Here is a 21,217-nt window from a genome sequence, read left to right as displayed (position 1 = left end):
TTTCCCTTTACCCAAAATCCGATTCCGAATTAAAAATGCACAAAGCGAGAAGTATTGGATTGACATTTGCTATCACTATTTCCGCAGTGCTGTATTAGCATCATGATCGGGCAGCATAATTTCTACGTCACGCAAAGTGCGGAAAGCATATCCACTTAAGCCAATAAGTAACATCCCTAGCGAAGAGATGAAGTACAAAACTGCCATACCCGAACCTTTTCCCGTGCCGAATATCCAGCCTAATATGGGTGCAAGACTACCATCTGGCATCATTGCAGGTTCAAAAATATAGTCGGCTAGTGGCCCAGCTATCAAATAAGCAACAGTTGAAGCAACCAACGTTACAACCTTTAGAGTCGCAAAAACACGTCCTTGTATCTGAGGATTAACCTTGGTTAGCCAGATAGCATCACAAGAACTGCCAAGTATGGGAAAATTCAGAGATGAACAGAATTGAGCTGGAATCCAAATCAATGGTGTCTTAGCTAAACCAAAGATAATTTTGCCCAAACCAACACCGATCATACCAAGTAGCACCCCATCTATACGACGCTTGAAACCACCCCAGCTATTGATGAGCAATACCCCAACTATTCCACCAATTCCTGCTGCTGAGGCTAAAGTGCCTAACACCTTAGCATCATTGCCAGTCAGTGCTAGAACCATCGGTGAATAGATTGAGAGTCCAAAGTCATAGGCAAATGTAAATACAAATGCTAACACTAGCATGGCAAGCAAACTTGGACGTACAGCAATGTAATGCCAACCAAAGTAAATCTCCTGCTTCCAATTAGTGAAACTTTGAGTGTTTACTGTTGTCATACTAGGTTGTGGGATATGTATTCCTAAAACTGTGGTGACAGCAAATACAAAACTCACAATATCGATAATTAATATCCCAACAAGCCCAATAACTGAGTAGAGAATGCCTGCTAGTGTTGGTGCGATGATACTAGAACCGTAATCAGCTAAAAATCTCAGACTGCTAACACGACTGTAGTGCTGCTTGGGCAGCATCGTAGATATGGATGTTGAGTAAGCCAGTTCTTGAACTACCTCAAAAATACCTTGGATAGCGACAGCTAAGTATAAATGCCATAATTGCAGATGTCTAGTTGAATAAAGTAGTAAGACAGCGATCGCGACAACACCACTCACTGTATCCCCAACTATCATCAGATATTTACGGTTCCAACGATCTACAATAAACCCAGCGATAGGAGCCATCAATACTTGTGGCAATTGTGCAAACAACCCAAACAACGCTATTGCTGTAACCTGATGCGTTAGTTCCCATATCCAGATAGTGAATGCAAAGCCAGTCATCCCACTACCAATAATAGAAACGGTTTGACCAAGCCAAATAATGATGAATATACGCACTTGTATGAGTCTTAAATTATAGGTTTGTGGCGGTTGGCAAATTAACCTTCAATTAATCTTGATGGTTCTTTGATAGCTCTATTACCTGATTGTGGCGGACAGATTTTTCTCGGTAGCGATGTTGGTACATGACAAAGCCACTTATAAATAAAATTAAGGGTGATAATCCGACAAATACGTAGAGAATGCGCGTGGATAAACCACCAAAGGTACCATAGTGTAGGGGAATAAAAGAGTTGAGGATGCGATCGCCCAATGGCATTTTTAAAGCATTATCAACTCGCAAAACTTTACCCGTGTACTGGTCAAGATAAACATTACTCTGACCACGTTCTGCATTTTCCTGGGGTAGCTTAAAGCTAATTGTCAAGCTGTCTTCAGGTTGACTAGGGAAGGAAATACTCCTGACCATAGCTCCTGGCAAGGCAGCGTCAGCAATCTTTAGTTGTTCTGCAAGTCGCAACGGTAACTGACCAGGCTTGGGCACAGAAACCGGTTCTGGTTGCTTTTTGGTAAATGTTACTGCATAAATTATGGGTTCAGTGAAGTCGTAGAAATTCCAGCAGAAGCCAGTAAAGGCAGTCAGCGTCAGGAACACCACTGTAATAATGCCTGCTACTTTATGAATGTCGAAGTTCAGCCGCTTTGGATGAGCATTCCACTTGATCTTGAATCCTGAAATCAGCCTGCGCCATCCAGGCCAGAGAATGACACCCGTAATACTCAGAACGAGCAACAGGAATGCTATAACTCCAACGATGGTCATCCCAACGTCTCCAGCCATCAGATTATAATGGAGTTCATACAGCAGAAGAATCAATGTTCTGTCCGATCGCTCACCCATGATTGCACCAGTATAAGGATTGACAAAAACATCTATCCCTTTGTCATCAGGAGCAACGAAGGCAAACATAATTGGTTCATTTGGCTCTGAATGGATATAGACTTTATTGAGTTTTAAGTCCTTTCGGGATGAATCATATTCCGCTTTCACAGTATTTACCACTGACTCTAGAGACAGTGGCGCTTCTTGGGGAGAGATATATCCAAACTGTTGGGCTACTAAAAAGTGGTTAATTTCCTTCTGAAAGACCAATAAACTACCTGTCAAGCCAATTATAATCAGCACGAATCCCATAGCTAAACCGAGGTAGCGGTGTAGAATAAATGCCCAGTTACGGAATGTTTTGGATTTCATTGCAGATACCCTTTACATACATTGATTACCCTTCTCATTCCTCCTGTTGAAGAAGAATTCAGAAGTCAGAAGTCAGAATTCAGAATCAATTAGTGGGGGATTCAGAGCCGCCACTTTCTTGTTGACTACCAAATTGAAAATTTGGTGGGGGTCTTAAACCCGTTTATTCAGACGCTCTCTACGAGACGCTGCGCGTAGCTTGCTTCTCCGTAGGAGTACGCAGACTCGCTTGCCGCCGGCGCTATCCACCACTCGCACAGAATTCAATTCTGAATTCTGACTCCTGAATTCTGTTCGTTAAAAACTGAATGAAATTGTGCCCTGAACTGTGAAAGGTGCTTGTGGGAATACATAAAAGCCGTTGGTTTCGTAGTATTTCACATCAAACAGATTTTTGAAATTGAGTGCGGCTCCCCAATCATTACGTTTGTAGAAGATAGTCGCATCGGTTCTAACATAGGAAGGAAGAGTAAACGGATCGCTTTGGTTAGTAATGCGATCGCCTATAAAAAATAACCCTGCACCAAAACCGAACCCTTGCAAATCACCACTCTGGATTTCATAAGTTGTCCATAAACTAGCGCCATGATAGGGTGCATTTACCAACCGCGAACCTTTCAAAGAAGGATCGTTGTCTTCGCTGACATAGGCATCATTTAGGAAACCAGAAGCTATTATCTTCCAACCGGGTGTAATTTCTCCTGCGATATCCATTTCAATTCCACGACTTTTTACCTCTCCGACTGCAAAGAATACATCAGGATTATCAGGATCAACTGTCGGTATATTAGTCTTTGTAATATCATAAGCTGCTAACGTCAGCGATATCTGAGGGCTCAGATCGGCTTTAATCCCGACTTCATACTGAGTACCCCGCGAAGGCTCCAGTGCTTCTCCATTCGACCTAAAATTATTAGGTACAAAGGAACGGCTATAACTGACATACAGCGAGATTGGTTCTATTGGCTGATAAACTAATCCGACACGCGGTGAAAAGGCTGCATCATAAAAATTAGATTCTTCTGGCTCGCTACCATTAACTGTGTCAGGAATGAATTTATTATTGTAATCAACAAAATCATATCTGCCGCCGACTAGCAATTTCAAATTTGGCAGCAATGTTACTTGATCTTGTAAATAAATTGCTGCTGTATTTGTGGTTGAATCGGACTTTACTGCATAGGTAAAACTTTCACGGGATGGAATTTCATATCCATAGACAGGAGCGAAGATATTTAGTGATGAAATACTTGCTTGATCGAGTGAATAGTTACTAATGCTTCTACTGAACTCCACACCAAAAAGTAGCTGATGCTGAATTGATCCAGTTTTGAATTCACTAATCAAATCCGTTTGCAGCGATAAATCGTTACTTTCACCAGGAGAAAGACCTGTAGAGTAGTCTCGTGATAAGGTATCGCCAACTAACTCATTAGGATTAATGTGAGTATCATTTGTCTCAATAAATTGACCAGATAAATTACTCCGCAGACGCAAGTTTTCATTAAATCGATGGTCTAGGGTTAAAGCAAAGCGGTTATTTTCAATATCAATCGAGTCGCTTGGTTCGCCTAAATTCCGGCTGATAGGAAGGTCGAGAAAAACACTGTTAGGTAAAAAACCACGATCAAATACTCTATTGACCTTTGTGTATTCGTATTCTAAAGAGATGGTTGTGGCATCATCAATCTTATAGCTGACAATGGGAGAGATAGAGAAAACATCCCCATTGACAAAATCACGAAAACTACCAGAGTTTTCATAGGCAATATTGAGACGATATAAAAGATTTTTCTCTGGAGTTAGGGGCCCAGAAATATCAATGGACGAACGATAAAAACTGTAACTTCCTACTGTAAACTCACCTGCGTAGTAGGGTTCATTTAACGGTTGTTTTGTGACGTAATTGACAATACCACCTGGTTCAAATTGACCATACAGAACTGAAGCTGGGCCTTTTAGAACTTCAACCTGTTCGACGTTTGCGCCATAGATAAAAGCATTTTGAGTTTTGAAGCCATTTCTCAGGATGTTTGAGTTGAGAAATCCCCGAATCGTTAAGTCATCTACAGCGCCGCTATAGCCTGTTCCCACTGATACACCAGACACGTTACGGGCTGCATCTGAAATCCGAGTGATTCCCTGCTCCTCAATTACTTGTTTGGGTACAACTTGAATGGACTGAGGAATATCGCGCAGTGGAGTGTCGGTTCTGGTTGCAGTTGATGTTTCAGGTACACGATATCCATCAGGATCGCCCGTCACTACTAGTTCAATCGGTTCATCACTCGCCGCAGAAGGTTGACTTGGCGGAGTTTCTGTTTCTGACTGATTTGCTTCAGGCTTTTGTGGTGTTTGTGTTTGTTGTCCTTGGGATGTGGAAGACGCAGCACTAGCCACACTCAAAATCAAACCCTCGTCAGGACTGTCAAACAACTCTACAGTCGGTACATTCGCTTCACCAATCACCGTGACTCGGATAGTGTTGGCATCAAAGTTTGCGACCGTTATCTCAGTAATACCTGCAACTGGCCGCTCCGAGCGAAATGTGAATGTATCACCTGAAGGTAAACGTAATTGTGCGTTGGGAATATCAGCGATAAAATTATTGCCCGAACTGCGATTCACCAGTTGTAATTTTTCACCAAGGGCAGTTTGTAAAATCACTTCCACTCCCTGAGCGGTGGGATTAGCCTTAACTGCACTCACTGGGACAATTTCCGTGGTACTCCCTTGGCTGAGTTGTGGTGGTTGTCGAAGTATCTCTGCACTCTTGCCAGGATGTACTAACTCACTTATTCGTTGAATCTCTCTGATTGGTTCCCCAGTAAATGGTTGATTGGAATTAGCATCTGTTGTAGTTGACTTGAGATGCTCTGATACACCTATCCCTACTTCTTCACTTCTAGCAGCAGTTGCGATCGATACAGTCAAAGAGCTTGTTAATAACAGGTAGGGAAGCAATTTTTTCAGTTTCATTCCAATCCAGATCCTCACGGTCTACTAGTAGCCTTAGAACTTAATAGAAAAGTTTTTCATTTCAAATCTGAAATTAAACTATTTTAGCCACAAAGTAAAGTGACAATATATCGCAAGATATTTGACAGTCTTTATCAAGATTTTCTAGCTTATAAAGCTAAAAGACAGCTAATAGCTGGAATAGATATAGTTAAAATGATACAAGTGCAAGACAAGTGTTACTAAAGAAAATGTTGTCCTAATCAATATTTGGAAGACTTTAAAATATTTTTACCAAATAAAATTAGTATAATTTTATACTAATTTTACAAACAAAGAATACACCGAATTTCATCTGAATGGAATGCAATAACTTGATTGCCCATAGCTCAAATGCGTTTAAACGCACTTAAATTAAAGAAAATAAGATGGATCGGGGCTGATGGGTTAGACTCTCTATCAATTTGCCAACGACTAAAGCCAAATCAAGGTTTTTAAACCCACGGATGTTAGTAATGCCTCGTGCAAAAGGGGTTTATAACCGCTTTTTTAATGTTAAATTGGCACCTATCAGTAGTACCTTGTCCCTGTGATGGTCTGTATTCTGACCGATTAAGCATTGCTCTAACTTGCTGCGATCGCTGACAAAAAATCAGCTTAATCTACAGAAGACCAGGTTATAAAAATATAATCTATTTACACAAATCAATAAGAATTACCTATCAATAGCTAGTTGCATAAAGCGATACTCTCCTCTAAAGTAAGCAGAGTACTTGAAAATTGCTCTCAATAAAAACCTTAAAACTTTATTGAGTTGAAATTTGCAATAGCGTCTAGTATTTCGCTAAGGACTCCCTTGTTTAGGCTCTCCTAAAAGAGGTAAAAAGCCTTAGCTAGTAGAAAGTCGGAATTGTGGGATGAAAACTTACCTGTGAAATGCGATCGATATTTGCGTTCTCATTTTGGCAGGATAAAAGTTGAATGTATCGCAGCAGTATTTAAGCAAGAGTGCATCTAGTTGTGGAAAGTCAAATGGCTATACAAATCAAGGACTTTAAAGGAATTGACCCTAACTTCACACTTGTTGATCTTCTGCATCAAAGAAGCTTGACACAGCCAGATACAATTGCTTTCACCTTCCTTGAAGATGGAGAAACTCAAGAATCAACACTGACTTATCAACAACTGGTGAAGCGCTCTTGTGCGATCGCATCTCAACTCCAAGCTTTAAATTTAAATGGGGAACGAGCCTTATTACTTTATCCACCTGGACTAGATTACTTAACTGCTTTTTTTGGTTGTCTATACGCTGGAGTTGTTGCAGTTCCTGCTTATCCACCTCTCAATCAACGCAAAACACCCAGAATAAGCGCTATTACTAAAGATGCACAACCTAGCATTGCTCTGACTACAACAGCGATGCTCCCGACATTACAATCCATATTTGCACAAGCAGCAAACCTAGAAAGTCTCCAGTGGTTGACTACAGATGATATAGCGTCAGGTTCAGAAGACGCTTGGCAACAAACTCACATCAATGCAGATACCCTAGCTTTTCTGCAATATACATCGGGTTCTACAGGGACACCAAAGGGAGTCATGCTTAGTCACGGCAATTTGCTCCACAATGCCGCCATGACTTACCAAATTATGGAACATTCTCCTAGTAGTAAATTTGTTTCTTGGCTACCTGTTTACCATGATATGGGATTGATTGGTGGTATTTTGCAACCTTTGTATGGTGGATTTCCTTGCATCTTGATGTCCCCAACAGCTTTTTTACAACGACCTTATCGTTGGTTACAGGCAATTTCTCACTACAGAGGTACAACTAGCGGAGCCCCTAACTTTGCTTATGAATTGTGCATTCAAAAGATTACCCCTGAGCAAAAAGAAACCCTTGATTTAAGTAGTTGGAGTGTTGCGTTTAATGGTGCTGAACCCATTCGGCAGGATACTTTAGAACGGTTTGCAGAGGCTTTTGCAGAGTGTGGCTTTCGGCGGGAAGCATTTTACCCATGTTACGGGATGGCGGAAGCAACCCTGATGATTTCTGGCGGGATCAAGAAAGCTGCACCTCCTTGCATAACAGTTGTCAAATCGGCACTTTCCAGAAACCGGGTTGTTGAAGCAAATACTGATAGTGAAGATATTCAAAGTTTTGTCAGTTGTGGACAAACTTTACCACAACAACAAATTGCGATCGCTAACCCAGAGACTTTTACCCCTTGTCAACCTGACGAAGTTGGAGAAATTTGGGTATCAGGCCCTAGTGTTGGGCAAGGTTATTGGCATCAGCAACAAGAGACGGAGCAAATATTTCACGCCTACCTCCAAGGCACAGGAGTTAGCACAACATTAGGGCCATTTCTACGTACTGGTGACTTAGGCTTTTTGCACAATGGAGAACTCTTCATTACAGGTAGAGCTAAAGATTTAATTATCATCAGAGGTCGTAATCTTTACCCACAAGACATTGAATTAACTACAGAATGCAGTCATTCATCATTGCGTTTAGGTAGCTGTGCAGCTTTTGCTGTGGAAGTTGCTCATGAAGAACGGCTGGTAGTGGTGCAGGAATTGGAGTTTCGTGCCAAACCAAATTTTGAAGAAGTTACTGCCGCAATTCGTCAGGCTGTTGCAGAAGTACATGAAGTGCAAGTATATGCAGTACTACTAATCAAAGCAGGTAGTATTCCCAAAACTTCTAGCGGCAAAATTCAACGCCGTGCCACAAAAGCCAATTTTTTGGCAAATAAACTGAAAGTTACCAGCCAGAGTATCCTGGATAGTGCAGATGACCTTGAGGACAAGACGAATCTGAGCCGTGAAGCAATTATGGCAACAGCGCCAGAAACCCGCCTACCATTGCTGATATCTTACTTACAAAAACAAATTGCTCAGATATTAAAAGTTGAAGTTTCCCAAGTGAAACCAGAACAACCACTAAATAGCTTGGGAATCGATTCCTTAATAGTTTTCGATCTAAAAAATCGAATTCAGGTAGATTTTGGGGTAGCAATATCCGTTGAAGATTTTTTCCAAGATGCTAGTGTCGTTCTGCTAGCAATGCAAATCCTTTCTCAATTAACAATTACAAAATCTTCAGAACCACTGCTACAGCAGATTTCTCGCAATCAAGAACTACCCCTGTGTCTATCTCAAGAGCGCTTGTGGTTTCTTAACCAGTTAGAACCTAATAACCCCTTCTACAACGTTCCCATTGCAATACGTTTAACTGGGAAGCTTCATCAGGCGACATTAGAACAAAGTCTTAACGAAGTCGTACAGCGTCACGAAGCCTTGCGAACTAGCTTTGTATCTGTGAAAGGGCGACCAGTTCAGGTGATTACCCCAAGTGTGAAGTTGACACTACCAGTTTTGGAATTACCAGAAGCAACTGTGGCTGAGGCTTTGCGCTTCGCCACAGAGTTCGCTCAAAAACCCTTTGATTTATCACAGTCGCCACTGCTGCGAGTTCAACTTTTGTATTTGAAACCAGAGGAGCATATATTGCTCTTGACCATGCACCACATTATTGCAGATGGTTGGTCTATTGGTATTCTGATTCAAGAACTAGCAGAGATTTACCAAGCTATTTCTCATGACTTACCCTCTCTACTTCCTAAACTTCCCATTCAGTATGCAGATTTTGCTGATTGGCAGAGAAAATGGCTGCAAGGAGAGATTCTTCATACCCAACTTGATTACTGGAAACAGCAGTTAAGCGGTAATCTATCAGTACTGCAACTGACTACAGATAGACCCCGACCAGCAATACAAACCTTCAGTGGCAAAAAGCAATTTCTAGCATTTCCCAAAGCTCTAAGTGAGGCAGTAAAAGAATTAAATAAGCGAGAGGGTGTCACTCAGTTTATGACACTCATAGCAGTATTTAAGACGTTGTTGTACTGTTATACAAACCAACAAGAAATCTTAGTTGGTTCGCCTGTTGCAGGTCGCACTAGAGCAGAAACTCAGGGAATAATAGGGTTTTTTATTAATACCCTAGTGCTGCGTACAAATCTATCAGGTAATCCGAGTTTTCGGGCATTGTTAGGGCGAGTACGCGAAGTGGCTTTGGGTGCTTACGCTCATCAAGAATTGCCCTTTGAAAAGTTAGTGGAAGAATTGCAACCAGAGCGAAACTTAAGCCACAACCCATTGTTTCAAGTTATGTTTATTATGCAAAATGCTCCCATTCCATCTATAGAACTTCCAGAGCTAACTCTGCATCCCCTAGAGGTTGATAGTGGTACATCTAAATTTGATTTGAAATTCAGTATTTGGGAAAGTTTAGAAGGTTTTAATGGCTCATTAGAGTATAAAACAGACTTGTTTGATGACAAGACTATTGGGCAAATGATTGTTCATTTTGAAATCCTGCTACGCAATGTTGTTGAGCAGCCAGATATCAGACTAAATGAGTTAGCCGCAATTATCGTTAACTCTGACAGAGAACAACAGCAGATTAAAGAGAAAGAACTGGAATTTACTTCATTAGAAAAGCTGAAGTTAACCAAGCGTAAAGTCATTAGTTAATAGAACTAAGACTTACGCAGGGGTAACGAAAAACGTAGACACGTTCGCGTAGCGTCTCGTAGAGAAGTGGCTTGCCGCAGGCTACCACAGAGGGCGCAGAGGTCACGGAGGTATGAGAGTTTTAGAGGGTTTTTGCGTAAGTCCTATACATATTGTAGGGGAAATACCTTGCGGGAAGCCGCTTTGCGTCTACATGAATTGCCCCACCATAGAATCAAGGTTTTGACTATTGTTTGCGTAATTCCTAAGAACATAAAAATACATCGGAGTAACATCAATGAACTTAATCCAATCATTAAAAAGTTTTCCGCGTCAAGTTAGGGCATTTTTACAGCCAAATGATTTAAGTAAAGTAGCGGCTCTTTATGCCCATGAAGAATGGCCTAGACTGCGGTTTGCTCATCGCTACCAAAGTCATTTTGCTCCCTTAAAATGGAAAAAACTCAAGATTTTGGCAATTGGTGTAGGGGGTTACGAAGATCACACAATTGGAGGTGAGGCTTTAAAAACTTTTAAAACTTATTTTCCAAATAGTATGATCTACGGTATTGATATTGTCGATAAAAGGTATTTAGAAGAAGACCGAATTAAAATATTTCACGGCGATCAAAATGATGAATCTTTCATGAAAGATGTTTTCAATGAAACAGGAGCATTAGACATCATCATTGAAGATGGCAGTTCGGCTAATGAACATCATATTAAAGCCTTCTACAAATTTTTTCCTGTACTCAACGAAGGCGGAATTTATGCTGCGGAAAATATTCATCATTCTTACTGGCCAAGTCTTGGACAAAAGTGGTCAGACTTTGCTCAAGAAAGTGTGATGATGCAAAATTGGGTAAACGTGGGTGGAAGTCTTGACTTGAACGACCCAAAAACTGTGATGAATATGTTTAAAAAATTAGTTGATGGATTGAATTATGAAGAATTTTTAAATCCCGGCTATACTCCATCTTATTTTGATAAAAATATTGTTTCTTTGCACTTTTACCATAATTTAGTAATTGTGTATAAAGGCGACAATAGTGAAGGTAGCAATTTTATTGAAAACAACACTTTGCAACCATTCGTTTTGGAAACTCTGGGTGTCAATTCATTGGATGATCTGGGGCTAGAATTTCCAGAAATCGACCAGAAAGCAGATGAAATGAGTTTGACTTTTACCAGTATTAAAAGCTGAAGGGAATTCGTGAAGCAAAATTATGAAAATTCCAGAGTCCCCAAAACTTAGTCTCAATGAGTTACGAATAACTAAACGGCAAGGTGTCAATGTTTCGCCAGCCGAATTGATTAAAGCAGTACCTTTAGTGGCAGGAAATTCGCTTCCTTTGCTTATCCAACCCACTGTAGATGCAGTGAATTTAGTTGCTTGGGCGGCGAGTAATCGGGAGTTGATTACAAATCATTTGTTTAAGTATGGCGGAATTCTGTTTCGGAATTTTCAGGTGAAGAACTATTTGGAGTTTGAGCAGTTTATCAAAAGCGTGACTGGAGAGTTACTGGAATATCGCGATCGCTCTTCACCACGTAGCCCAATCCAAGGTAATATTTATACTTCAACTGACTATCCTGCTAACTCAAGTATTTTTCTGCACAGCGAACTTTCTTACGCCAAAACCTGGCCTTTAAAGATTTTCTTTTTTTGTATCCAGCCTGCACAACAAGGAGGAGAAACACCAATTGCAGACACTCGCAAATTGTTGCAACGGATTGATGGTAAAATTTGCGATCGCTTCAGTCAAAAGGGAGTTATGTATGTCCGTAACTTTGGCGACGGCTTTGGCTTACCTTGGCAAACAGTTTTTCAAACAACCAATCCATCTGAGGTAGAAGCATTTTGTCGTAGTAATGGCATTGAGTTCGAGTGGAAAGAGGGTAATCGTTTGAGAACCCGTCAAGTTCGTCAAGCGGTTGCTACACACCCGCACACAAATGAACTCGTGTGGTTTAATCACGCTGCCTTCTTTCATATCTCAACTTTAGAACCAAGCATCCGCAAACCATTATTAGCAGAGTTTCCAGAATCAGATTTGCCCCACAATACTTATTACGGTGATGGTTCAGCAATTGAACCTGCTGTATTAGATGAAATTCGCTCTGCTTACCAACAAGAAATGGTTATTTTTCCCTGGCAAGCGGGAGATATTTTAATGCTCGATAATATGCTGACAGCGCATGGGCGGATGCCATTTGTGGGTGCGCGAAAGATTGCAGTGGGAATGGCAGAACAATACAGTAATTAATATATTTATTGGCAAGTACGGAGAATCAGAATGCTAGAGGAAATGCAAGGTTTTCGACTCTCACCCCAGCAAAAACATCTGTGGCAATTGCAAGAAATTGATAACCTTCCTTATCGTTCTCAGTGTGCTGTTTTGATTGAGGGATATTTAGATGTCAATATTTTAAAATTAGTTTTAGAAACAGTTGTCAATCGCCACGAAATTCTCCGTACAAACTTCCGCTCTTTACCTGGAATGACTATTCCGTTGCAGGTAATTGGTAAGCATAAGATAAATTTGGATAACACTTATGATTTGAGCAGTTTGACACCTCAAGAGCAAGACAAGTTGCTGACAGAATTATTTCATAAAATCAGTCAACAGCCTTTTGATATTGTACAAGGTTCTCCTTTGCAGCTATCTTTAGTGACTTTATCGGCATCCAAATATGTATTAATTGTGAGCTTACCAGGGCTTTGTGCAGATATTGCTACGCTAGAAATTTTGGTGCAAGAAATTAGTCAGTTTTATGCAGCTTGCTTACAGGGTGAACAAATAGAGAACGAACCATTACAATATGCAGACCTAGCGGAATGGCAAAATGAATTGTTGGAAGGAGCAGAGACAGAAGCTGGTAGAGACTATTGGCAAAAACAAAATATTGCGTTGGATTTACAAGGGTTAAAACTTCCTTTAGGAAAACAATCTGCTGACGAATTAGTATTTAAACCACAAACGCAGAGTTTTGCGATCGCTCCTGAATTAATAAAACAAATTGACATCCTAAATCAATATAATAATAGTTCAATATCTGAGTTTTTATTGGCTTGCTGGCAGATTTTCAATTGGCGCTTAACTAAACAAGAATATCTGACAATAGGCATGGCTTTTGCCGGAAGAAAATATCAAGAGCTAGAGACAGTTGTTGGACTATTTTCTAAATATTTACCGTTAACTATTAATTTAGAAGCAATATCTAAAATTAAAGATATTGTATATGGTAATAACCAATTAATTCAGCAGTTAGATAAAATTCAAGATTATTTTAGCTGGGAACAAATAGCAGGATTGATACAAAATAACTTACGCTTCTTTCCGCTTTGTTTTGAATTTGGAGAACAGCCAGATAAATATCTAGCTGCTGATGTATCCTTTACAATTTATCAGCAGTATGCCTGTATTGAACGGTTCAGATTAAAACTTTCTTGCCTGCGCCAAGATGACACATTAACAGCAGAATTGCACTACGACTCTAGCGTATTCCAGGCAGAAGACATTAAACGTTTGATAGAGCAATTTCAGACTTTGTTGGCAAGTGCGATCGCTAATCCAGATGCGACAATCAGCGAGTTAGAGGTTCTCAGCCAAATTGAGAGACACCAACTGCTATACGAGGTGAATAATAATCAGCGCGATTATCCACAGACTAAGTGTATTCACCAACTGTTTGAAGAACAAGCACAAAGAACACCTGATAACATTGCCATTGTCTTTGAAGACCAACAACTCACTTATGCACAGTTGAATAGCAAAGTCAATCAACTAGCTCACTACTTGCAACAACAAGGAGTTAAGGCGGAAGTTGTAGTTGGACTTTGCACAGAGCGTTCGTCGGAGACGTTGCCGGAGGCATCGCTGGAAATGATGATTGGATTATTAGGAATCCTCAAAGCTGGTGGCGCATACCTACCGCTAGATCCAACTTTGCCACAGGAAAGTCTAAACTTACGCTTGCAAGGGATTCAAGTAGATATCATTTTGACGCAACAGCGTTGGCTAGATATTTTGCCAACAGATGCAGCCAAGGTAATCTGTTTAGACACAGACTGGGAGGTTATTGCTCAAAACAAAGATGAGAATCCCAGCAGTGAAGTGACACCTGAGAATCTAGTCTATGTACTGTTCACCTCTGGTTCTACAGGTAAACCGAAGGGAGTTGCGATCGCACATCAACAACTTCTTAATTACGTCAATGCCATTATAGATAGGTTAAACCTGCCAGCCGGGATCAACTTCGCCACTGTTTCTACCTTGGCTGCGGACTTGGGTAACACCGTTATCTTTCCTGCTCTTTGTACAGGAGGATGTCTGCATTTGATATCATATCAGCGTGCTACTGACTCAGCAGCTTTGGCAGAATATTGTCGCAAACATCCAATCGATTGTCTAAAAATTGTCCCCTCTCACCTAGCCTCCCTTTTGGCATCTTCTTCGGCTAAGTTAATCTTGCCCCGTCAGCGATTGATCCTGGGTGGTGAAGTTGCTAATTGGCATTTAATCGAACAGATTCAGCACTATACCCCAGATTGCCTAATCTTCAATCACTACGGGCCGACAGAAGCTTGTGTCGGTGTGTGTACCCTAGAGATTGTGTCTGGGCAAGTTGAGCGTCATTTAGCAGCAACAGTCCCCCTTGGTCGGTCAATTGCTAACACCCAAGTATATATTTTAGAAGAAAACTACAAACTAGCTCCCCTAGGAGTCAAGGGCGAAATCTACATTGGTGGTGCGGGTCTTGCTCGATGCTATCTCAATCAGCCCGACCAAACAGCTTTGAAGTTTATTCCCCATCCTTACAGCGACATACCGGGAGCGCGACTTTACAAAACTGGTGACTTAGGTCGTTATCTGCCAAACGGCACGATTGAATTTCTTGGCCGGATCGACAACCAAGTTAAAATTCGGGGTTTCCGTATCGAACTGGGTGAAATTGAAGCTGTATTAAATCAGCATCCTCATGTGCGAGAGGTTGTAGTTTTAGTAAGAGAATCAGAATCTGGGCAAAAATATCTGGCAGCTTTTGTTGTACCTTCCGAAGAATCCCCTTGCTCGACCAATGAACTGCGCGGCTATATTCGGGACAGGTTGCCTGAGTATATGCTACCTTCAACCTTTATTATCCTCAAAGCATTACCACTAACTCCTAACGGCAAGGTAGACCGTCAGGCGTTGCTAGAACTTAACCCCGTGCGCCCTGAATTAGAAACCAGTTTGGCAACTCCTCGCACGCCAGTTGAAGAAGTACTAGCGGGAATTTGGATTGGGCTGCTTGGTATTGAGCGTGTGGGCATCCACAATAACTTTTTTGATTTGGGAGGGCACTCGTTACTAGCTACACAAGTTGTTTCCCAAGTGCGCGAAGCCTTCCAAGTAGAGATGCGGTTACGTAGTTTGTTTGAGAAACCTACGATCGCTGGACTTGCGGAACTGATTGAAACAACAATGAGGAGCGGTGAGAAATTAGAAATTCCACCAATTGAGCGTGTTCCTCGGAATGAAGCATTGCCTTTATCTTTTGCCCAGCAAAGATTGTGGTTCCTTGACCAATTAGATCCGGGCAATCCTTTTTACAACATCTCCAGTGCAATCTTGCTTAAAGGCTCACTCAATGTCCCAATTTTAGAGCAGAGTTTTCAAGAAATTGTGCAACGCCATGAAGCTTTGCGAACTAGTTTTGTCAACGTCAATGGCGAACCAGTGCAAGTTATTGCGCCAGCACTCAACATCACCTTACCAGTGGTGGATCTTCAGAAGTTATCTCTAGAGGAACGAGAGGCGGAGGCTCGACGGCTGACTAATTTGCACGCACGGCATTCTTTTGACTTAACTCAAAGTCCATTGCTACAAACCACCTTGTTGCAATTGGCAGAGGATGAGCATATTTTGCTGTTCACCATCCACCACATTGTTGCTGATGCTTGGTCAGCAGGGGTGCTGATTCGGGAAGTGGCTGCACTCTATGAATCATTCTCTACTAGCACGCTTTTACTATTGCCCAATCTGCCTATCCAATACGCAGACTTTACCTTATGGCAGCGACAGTGGTTGCAAACAGAGGTACGTTCCTCCCAAATGGCTTACTGGAAACAGCAGTTAGGTGGAAATTTACCAGTGCTGCAACTCCCAAGCGATCGCCAGCGCCCAGCTATTCAAACCTTTAGAGGCAAAAAGCAGTCGTGGTCTATTCCTCAGACTCTCTCCCAGGCGCTCAAGTCAATTTCGCAACGGGAAGCAGTCACTCTATTCATGACAATGCTTGCAGCATTCAAAACCTTGCTGTATCGCTATACAAGTCAAACTGATATCCTCGTCGGTTCTCCGATCGCCAATCGCAACCGCAGTGAAATAGAAGGACTAATCGGCTTTTTTGTCAATACCCTGGTTCTACGTACCGACTTATCAGGGAATCCGAGTTTTAGAGAATTGCTGCGGCGAATTCGAGAAGTAACACTGGATGCTTATACTCACCAAGATTTACCCTTTGAGCAGCTAGTTGCAGAGTTGCAACCAGACCGCAACTTAGGACACACGCCGCTATTTCAAGTGATGTTCGTGTTGCAGAATGCTCCAATGGAAACACTGAAGCTTTCAGGATTGAGTCTGACTCCGGTGGAAGTAGACACTGAAATAGCCAGATTTGATTTAACTTTGTCGCTGACTGACACTGCACAAGGGTTAATTGGGGTGTTCGAGTACAACACCGATTTATTTGACTCAGCTGCGATCGCTAGGATGCAAGGACATTTTCAAACCTTGCTAGAGGGAATTGTCGCCAATCCAGACCAGCAGCTATCAGATTTACCAATTTTGACCCAGGCAGAACAACAGCAACTACTAGTAGATTGGAATGATTCGCAAGCTGATTATCCGAAAGTTTGTATTCATCAGTTGTTTGAGGCGCAGGTAGAACGAACACCAAATGCGATCGCAGTAGTTTTTGAAGATCAACAATTTACCTATCAACAGCTAAATACCCGCGCAAATCAGCTAGCACACCATTTACAAACATTGGGTGTAGGAAAAGAAACGCTAGTGGGAATTTGCACAGAGCGATCGCTAGAAATGATTATTGGACTATTGGGCATCCTGAAAGCGGGTGGTGCATATTTACCAATCGATCCAGCCTATCCTGCGGAACGCCTCGCATTCATGCTAGAAGATGCCCAAGTCTCAGTATTGCTAACTCAACAGAATTTACTAGCGGCGTTGCCACAACATCAAGCTCAGGTAGTATATCTGGAGAAAATTCCCAAAGGTAGTGCTGACAATCCCATTCACAACGCCACTGCTGACAACTTGGCTTATGTGATTTACACCTCCGGTTCTACTGGTCAACCAAAAGGAGTGCAGATTATCCACAGTGCTGTCGTTAACTTCTTAAGTACGATGCGCCTGAATCCTGGGCTGACTCAGCAAGATATCCTTCTCTCTGTCACCACATTATCCTTTGATATTGCCGCACTAGAACTATATCTGCCATTAATTACCGGCGCTCGTTTGGTAATAGTCAGCCGTCAAGTGGCAACTGATGCCACGCAGTTGTCAGAACAGCTAGTTTCTTCTGGTGCGACAGTCATGCAAGCTACACCAGCTACCTGGAGGCTGCTGTTAGCTGCTGGGTGGCAAGGTAGTAATAGGCTGAAAATTCTTTGCGGCGGTGAAGCTCTCGATCGCAGTCTTGCGGATCAGTTGCTCAAAGGAGGCTGTCAAGTGTGGAACTTATACGGGCCAACAGAAACCACCATTTGGTCAGCTATTCACAAGGTAGACGAGCAAATGGAGCGACAAGATGGCATCGTCTCCATCGGTCGCCCTATTGCCAACACACAATTCTATATTTTAGATCCAGGGCAGAAACTAGTTCCTGTGGGAATTCCTGGTGAATTGCATATTGGTGGTGCTGGATTAGCTCGTGGTTATCTTCACAGACCAGAACTCACAGCCGAGAAATTCATCTCGCACCCCTTTGAAAGCGGAGTGAAAGAAGACCAATTTTCAAAGAAGTATCGCCTTTACAAAACTGGGGACTTAGTTCGCTACCGAGCCGACGGAACCATAGAGTTTTTGGGACGGATCGATCATCAGGTGAAAGTTCGGGGCTTCCGTATCGAACTCGGAGAAATTGAAGCCTTACTGAACCAACATCCAGAGGTGCAGACAAGTGTAGTTGTGATTCAGGGCGATGAACCCAGCGATCGCCGTTTGGTAGCTTATGTAGTTCTTCAGCGCGATCGGGTAGTGGCAATTAGTGAACTAAGCCGCTTCCTAGAGAAGAAATTACCAAGTTATATGATACCAAGAGCCTTTGTGATTTTGGAAGCACTGCCCTTAACACCTAATGGCAAAATAGACCGCCGTGTCTTGCCTGCATTTGATCCAGCTATATCTCATCTCGAAGGTGGTGCGATCGCACCTCGCAATCCAGTAGAAGAAGTATTAGCCGGGATTTGGCAAGAAGTTCTGGGTGTGGAAATCCTTAGTATCTATGACAATTTCTTTGAGTTAGGCGGCCATTCACTATTAGCAACCAGAGTTATTTCTCGCGTGAAGAAAGCTTTTGAGGTCGATTTACCTCTACGTGGTTTATTTGAGTCACCAACGATAGCTCGATTAGCCGCAGAAATTCACAAGGCAATGAAAGCAGAAATAGTCAGAGAAATTCCGCCCATTCAGCGCGTTGCCAGAGATGGTCATTTACCCCTGTCGTTTGCCCAACAAAGATTATGGTTATTAGAGCAACTCCAACCAGACAGCTTTATGTACAACATACCTGTCGCTGTGCGGTTCATAGGTTCTTTGAATGTGCCTTTGCTAGAACAGAGTTTGAGTGAAATTGTCCGTCGTCACGAAGTCTTGAATACTACTTTTTATATGGTAGATGGACAACCATTTCAGGCGATTCCCACTGAAAACGGCGCTAACATCTCAACCCAAACTGTGACATTGCCAGTGTTAGACCTGCGCGACTTACCAGAAGTAGAACGGGAAGTTAAGATTCAACAACTCATTATCGAGTCAGCCCAACACACTTTTGATCTAGCCCAAGCTCCATTAATGCGATGCACTGTACTGTGCGTCGGTGAACAAGAGCATATAGTATTGTTCACAATCCACCATATTGTTTCAGATGGCTGGTCAATGGGTATATTCATTCGGGAGTTAGCATTACTGTACGAAGCCTTTTCTTGTAACAAACCTTCTCTACTCCCAGAATTACCCATTCAATATGCAGACTTTGCTGTGTGGCAAAGACAGTGGTTACAAGGAGAGGTACTAGAAACTCAACTCGCCTACTGGAAGCAACAATTGGGGAATAACCTCCCTGTAATGCAATTATCAGATCGTCCCCGCACAGACATTAAAACCCGTCGGGGTGCTTCTCAAACTTTTGTAATTCCTCCTCAAGAGTCCTTAGCACTGCAAACCCTCTCACGCCAGCAGGGTGTCACCTTATTTATGACCTTGCTAGCAGGGTTTCAGGTATTACTACAACGCTACACAAATCAAGATGACATCGTGATTGGGACTGATGTTGCTAACCGTAACTTATCTGAAACTGAGTTGCTGATAGGTTTTTTTGTGAATCTGCTTGTCTTACGCACCGACTTGAGTGGGAATCCAAGTTTTCGAGAGTTGCTTGGGCGAGTGCGTCAAGTAGCATTAGGAGCTTATGCTCATCAAGACTTGCCTTTTGATGAATTAGTAAAAGCTCTACAACCAGAGCGGAATTTAAGCAACACTCCGCCATTATTTCAGGTATTATTTGTCCTCCAAAATGCACCCATGCCGCCTTTGGAATTACCAGGACTAACCTTAAGTTTGTTAGAAATTGAACACAAAGTTGCTAGATTTGATTTAGCGCTATTTGTGACTGAAACAAAGCAAGGGATTTCAGGTAAGTGGCAATATAACTCTGACTTATTTGATGCCAGCACTATCACTCTTATGACCGATCGCTTCCAGACACTTCTTAACAGTATAATTTCACAACCCGATGCTCGGATTGGTAGCCTAGAAATGCTTACCGAAGCAGAAAGAGAACAACAAGCTATACAAAAAAAAGAACGTAGGGCCTTTAATCAGAAAAAGTTAATCGGCATTACTCCCAAAGCTGTTAGCTTGTTACCAGAAAGATTGGTAAAAACCAATTATCTCCAATCTGGGCAAACATTTCCTCTCGTAATTCAGCCAGCTACAGACGATATTGATTTGGTAGCTTGGGCTAAAACTAACCAAGAATTTATCCAGACAGAATTATTAAAGCATGGGGCAATTTTATTTAGAGGTTTTAATGTAGAATTAGTCTCAGAATTCGAAAGTTTTGCTCAGACAATTTCGCCAGACTTGTTTGGTGATTATGGTGATTTACCTCGGACTGGAGAAGGTGGTAAAGTTTATGGTTCTACCCCTTATCCACCTGATAAAGCAATCCTTTTTCATAATGAAAGCTCTCATTTACATCAGTGGCCTCTAAAAATTTGGTTTTTCTGTGTGCAACCAGCACAACAAGGTGGAGAAACACCGATTATAGACTGCCGCCAAGCTTACAAAATTCTCAATCCCAAGCTGCGAGAAAGATTAGAGCGAAAACAATTAATGTATGTTCGTCACTATACAAATGGTCTAGATGTAAGCTGGCAAAACTTCTTTCGTACCGATGACAAATCTATCGTAGAAAATTATTGTCGTCAGACTAAAATTGATTTTGAATGGTATGATGATAACAGTCTAATTACGCGCCAAGTTCGTCCAGCTTTAGCAGTACATCCAAAAACGAACGAACCTGTATTTTTTAATCAAATTCAGTTACACCATATAGCGTATCTAGATGCAGAGGTTCGGGAATCTTTATTGTCTACTTTTGGAGATGAAAAGCTACCGCGTAATGTTTATTACGGAGACGGTACTCCTATAGAAGACTCAGTTATTGCAGAAATAAATGAAGTTTATCAGCAGTCTCAGACGAGCTTTACTTGGCAAAAAACCGATATTTTGATGTTAGATAATATGCTGACTGCCCACGGGCGAAATCCATATATAGGTGATCGCAAACTTGTTGTAGCAATGGCAGAAATGATTCAGTAATCGGAAAAAAATAAATATAAATAAATTCCATTAAAAGGAGGATAAA

The 21,217-nt window shown here is 41.8% G+C and carries 7 protein-coding genes; 4 read left to right on the top strand and 3 right to left on the bottom strand.

Going from position 1 to position 21,217, the window contains the following annotated elements:
• Positions 1-75: 75 nt before the first annotated feature.
• The 3 genes from ACFFRD_RS08050 to ACFFRD_RS08040 all read right to left on the bottom strand — a co-directional run bounded on the left by ACFFRD_RS08050 (position 76) and on the right by ACFFRD_RS08040 (position 5,560).
• A complete protein-coding gene (locus tag ACFFRD_RS08050; protein WP_392481086.1) occupies positions 76-1,383 on the bottom strand; it encodes an MFS transporter in 1,308 nt (435 codons plus the stop codon).
• Positions 1,384-1,435: 52 nt separating this feature from the next.
• Positions 1,436-2,581 carry a PepSY-associated TM helix domain-containing protein gene (locus ACFFRD_RS08045; protein WP_392481085.1) on the bottom strand — a complete coding sequence of 382 codons (1,146 nt, stop codon included), beginning with the start codon at positions 2,579-2,581 and terminating at the stop codon, positions 1,436-1,438.
• Between the two features lie 297 nt (positions 2,582-2,878).
• The gene (locus ACFFRD_RS08040) at positions 2,879-5,560 is read right to left on the bottom strand and encodes a TonB-dependent siderophore receptor (protein ID WP_392481084.1); all 2,682 of its coding nucleotides are present in this window, start codon (positions 5,558-5,560) and stop codon (positions 2,879-2,881) included.
• A 1,011-nt stretch (positions 5,561-6,571) separates the two neighbouring features.
• Between ACFFRD_RS08040 and ACFFRD_RS08035 the strand changes: the two genes are divergently transcribed.
• From ACFFRD_RS08035 to ACFFRD_RS08020, 4 genes are all read left to right on the top strand, one after another.
• Complete coding sequence (locus ACFFRD_RS08035; protein WP_392481083.1) at positions 6,572-10,081, top strand: condensation domain-containing protein; 3,510 nt, start codon at positions 6,572-6,574, stop codon at positions 10,079-10,081.
• A gap of 277 nt (positions 10,082-10,358) precedes the next feature.
• Positions 10,359-11,264: a hypothetical protein gene (locus ACFFRD_RS08030; RefSeq protein ID WP_392481082.1), complete on the top strand. Its 906-nt coding sequence runs from the start codon at positions 10,359-10,361 to the stop codon at positions 11,262-11,264.
• Positions 11,265-11,286: 22 nt separating this feature from the next.
• On the top strand, positions 11,287-12,327 hold the full coding sequence (locus ACFFRD_RS08025; protein ID WP_392481081.1) for a TauD/TfdA family dioxygenase: 1,041 nt from the start codon (positions 11,287-11,289) through the stop codon (positions 12,325-12,327).
• A gap of 30 nt (positions 12,328-12,357) precedes the next feature.
• Positions 12,358-21,171, top strand: a complete 8,814-nt coding sequence (locus ACFFRD_RS08020; protein ID WP_392481080.1) for an amino acid adenylation domain-containing protein — start codon at positions 12,358-12,360, stop codon at positions 21,169-21,171.
• Positions 21,172-21,217 lie beyond the last annotated feature (46 nt).

This window comes from Nostoc sp. C110, from assembly GCF_043099725.1.
Classification (GTDB): domain Bacteria; phylum Cyanobacteriota; class Cyanobacteriia; order Cyanobacteriales; family Nostocaceae; genus Nostoc; species Nostoc muscorum_A.
This window is presented reverse-complemented; position numbering and strand designations above follow the sequence as displayed.